This is a genomic window from Limnohabitans sp. (genome assembly GCF_031538885.1).
In the GTDB taxonomy this organism is placed as follows: domain Bacteria; phylum Pseudomonadota; class Gammaproteobacteria; order Burkholderiales; family Burkholderiaceae_C; genus Limnohabitans.
The window spans coordinates 1-3,433 of sequence record NZ_JAVKLW010000034.1 but is presented as its reverse complement, the minus strand read 5'-3'; the positions used below and the strand labels follow the sequence as shown (position 1 = coordinate 3,433).

Sequence of the window (3,433 nt, the reverse complement as noted above, 5' to 3'; positions counted from 1 at the left end):
TTCGGTGCGCAGGACAACCATAGGGTCCTTGCCGTGCATGATGACGTTGCCAACGCGGATTTCTTGAGCGGTTTTCATAGTGTGAGGTTTTCTAAGAGGTATGTGGCCCATGCAGCTCAAGCTGCGCTGGGGTTCGCAAAGTCACTTATTTTAGCGTTTTTGGGCCACGAACCCCAGCAATTGGGTGGCAAGGTCGGTTTGGTCTTGCAAACGGCGCTGAACTTGGCGACTCCAGCAACGCCAAGACTCAAGCGCGGCGAGGGATAGCGTGGGAAGTGGGGCGGCTTCAAGCCCATTCCACACGGCATGAAACTGTCTCAAGGTGAGTGGCATGTCGAGCGCAGCTTCAAATGCGTGCAGCTTGTCGTGGTGGGCCAAGTCGTCTTGCGGGTAGATGTGCCACACAAAGGGCTGGCCCGCCCACAGAGCGCGCACCAGCGAGTCTTCGCCCCGCACAAAGTTCAAGTCACAAGCCCACAGCAGGTGGTCAAAGTCAGTTTGACGGAGGTAGGGCAGTAGACTGATGTGCAACTGGCCAGTGCCGCTACTAGCCATGTGTAGCGCTTGCGTGGCCGATGCCACGGCTGCGCTGGGGCGGCCTTGTGCGACGAGCAAACGCGTGGGCTCGTCGGCTTGGCTGAGTTGTTTCAGTAACTCGGGTAAGGCCGTGGGCTCGTAGCAAAACAAGCTGATGAGGTGCTCGGTGGCAGTGATGGGTTTGTCGAGTGGCAGGGCAGATAGCCATGCTGTGCGGTCAAACGCCGTGTGCCGCTCAGCCAAATTTGGCTCGCGCAACAAGCCGCCTGTGTTTGGGGTAAAGCCGGGAAAGAAAAACCATTTGGTCATGCCGCGTGCAGGGCCATTCATGACGGGTGAGGCCAAGCCGTGTGAGCGGGCCACGTAGCCTTCGGCACTCAGGTATTCGAGGTTGATCCACATGGGTGATGTGCCTTGCACTATCAGCGCTTGAAACGCTTCGGGTAGTTCACAACCAAAGGCTTCCACCACCACATCGCCTACTGCAAATTCGGTGCTGTGCGCCAACGCTTGCAGCGGTTCGTCGTTGGGCCACGCACGCACGGACACCCCCGCGCAGCCGTGTGGTGCCATCCACGCCAGAGCCGATGCATCGTCCACCCACAAGCGCACCGAGTGCCCACGTTGTGCGAGGTCGGCGCACAGCCGCCAGCACACACCGAGGTCGCCATGGTTGTCGATGACGCGACAAAAAATATCCCAGCGAAGGCTGGGTGATGAATGGGTGTCTGTTTTCACGCCTCAGATTGTCCACAATACGGACATGTCCAAAACTTCTTCAGACGCCACGCCAGAAAATACAGCACCGCGCCACCCCCCCGAGTTGCTCGAATTGGTGTTCAGCTTGCCTGCCTTGCCCGGTGTGTACCGCTACTTCGACGCGCAAGAGCAGGTGCTGTATGTGGGCAAGGCGATCAACCTGAAGAAGCGGGTGTCTAGCTATTTCCAAAAAGACCACGGTGGCACACGCATTGGCCACATGGTGAGCAAGATTGTGCGCATGGAAACCACCGTGGTGCGCTCAGAAGCAGAAGCGCTGCTGCTGGAAAACAACCTCATCAAAACGCTCAAGCCCAAATACAACATCTTGTTCCGTGACGACAAGAGCTACCCGTATTTGAAGATGACGCGAGGCGTGGCGGTGAAAACCGAGGACGCATCCAAGCAAGCTGCGTTATTAAATGGCACGCCTGCGAACCCCAGCCCACAACAAGTGCCCCGCGTGGTGTATTACCGTGGTGCGGTGGACAAACGCCACGACTACTTTGGCCCATACCCCAGCGTATGGGCAGTGCGCGAGGCTATCCAACTGTTGCAAAAAGTGTTTCGTTTGCGCACCTGTGAGGACACGGTGTTCAACAACCGCACGCGCCCGTGCTTGCTCTTTCAAATCAAGCGTTGCTCGGGGCCGTGTGTGGGGCTGATTTCTGTGCCCGACTACCAACGTGATGTGGACAGTGCCATGCGATTGCTACGCGGCGAAACGCAAGAGGTGATGGGCAGCATCGAAACGCGCATGATGGCGCACGCCGAGCGGCTGGAGTTTGAGCAAGCCGCTGAGTTGCGCAACCAAATGAGCGCGCTCTCTAAGGTGTTGCACCAGCAAGCGGTGGACACCGTGAGTGACCAAGACGTGGACATCCTCGCCGTCAAAGTGCAAGGCGGCACAGCTTGCGTCAACTTGGCGATGGTGCGTGGGGGACGCCATTTGGGTGACCGGCCTTACTTTCCCGTGCATGTGGATGACGCCGAACCTGCTGAAGTGCTGGAAGCATTTTTGAGCCAGCACTATTTGGATGTGCCCGTGCCGCCCGCACTCATCACCAGCCATGCGGTGGACAAAGAGTTGCTGCAAGCGCTGACCGATCAAACCGGCGTCAAGATCACGGCCGTACACAACCCGCGTGAGCAACGCCGTGTGTGGCTAGAAATGGCGCAACAAAACGCGGACATTCAGCTGGCCCGTTTGCTGGCTGAAGAAGGTTCGCAGCAAGCACGCACGCGCGCCTTGGTGGATGCCCTCGATTTAGCCCCCGAAGATTTAGAACAGTTCCGCGTGGAGTGCTTTGACATCTCGCACACCTCGGGCGAATCCACCCAGGCCTCGTGCGTGGTGTTTCATCATCACAAAATGCAAAGCGCGGAATACCGCCGCTACAACATCGACGGCATCACGGGTGGTGACGACTACGCAGCCATGCGTCAAGTGCTGGTGCGCCGCTACAGCAAGCTGGCCGAGGCGGTGCGTGCGGGCGAGGGCAAGCTGCCCGACCTGGTGCTGATTGACGGCGGCAAAGGCCAAGTGTCGATGGCGCGTGAGGTGTTTGAGTCGCTCGGGCTCGACCTCTCACGCATCGTGGGTGTGGAAAAAGGCGAGGGCCGCAAAGTAGGCCTCGAAGAACTGGTGTTTGCCGATGGTCGAGAGAAGGTGTATTTAGGCCGTGAATCGGCAGCATTGATGCTGGTGGCTCAAATACGCGACGAGGCACACCGCTTTGCCATCACCGGCATGCGTGCCGCACGCGCCAAAGTGCGCGTGGGCGGCAGCAAGCTGGAAGAAATTCCGGGCGTGGGGCCCAAGAAGCGCGCCAAGCTGCTGCAGCGCTTTGGTGGTGTACGCGGTGTGGGCGACGCCAGCGTGGCGGACCTGTGTACCGTAGAAGGTATTTCGCCAGAGTTGGCGCAAACCATTTACAACGCGTTGCGCTAAGTTTGCCGCCTGCAGTGTGGCGGTGTAGACGTGCAGCACACAGCAGAATGACCTTACCCCTGAAAAACGTACTCCTTAGCTGATAGGTAAAAATCAGTTTTAGGAGAGAGAAATGAGCGATTCGATACGACGGGCGCGGTACACACTGGAATTCAAGCTGGAGGCCGTCAGGCTGGTCAAGGGTGG

The 3,433-nt window shown here is 58.4% G+C and carries 2 protein-coding genes and 1 pseudogene; 1 reads left to right on the top strand and 2 read right to left on the bottom strand.

What is annotated here, in order from left to right; genetic code table 11:
- Positions 1 to 78, bottom strand: a pseudogene (locus tag RMS03_RS02215) (elongation factor P); the annotation flags it as partial.
- A gap of 72 nt (positions 79 to 150) precedes the next feature.
- Positions 151 to 1,275, bottom strand: coding sequence for an elongation factor P maturation arginine rhamnosyltransferase EarP (gene earP / locus RMS03_RS02210; protein ID WP_310625486.1), 1,125 nt, complete (start codon positions 1,273 to 1,275; stop codon positions 151 to 153).
- Positions 1,276 to 1,300: 25 nt separating this feature from the next.
- On the opposite strand from earP, the gene uvrC reads away from it, so the two are divergent.
- Positions 1,301 to 3,247 (top strand): excinuclease ABC subunit UvrC, encoded by a 1,947-nt coding sequence (gene uvrC / locus RMS03_RS02205; protein WP_310625485.1) that lies wholly within the window; start codon positions 1,301 to 1,303, stop codon positions 3,245 to 3,247.
- The last annotated feature ends 186 nt before the right edge of the window (positions 3,248 to 3,433 follow it).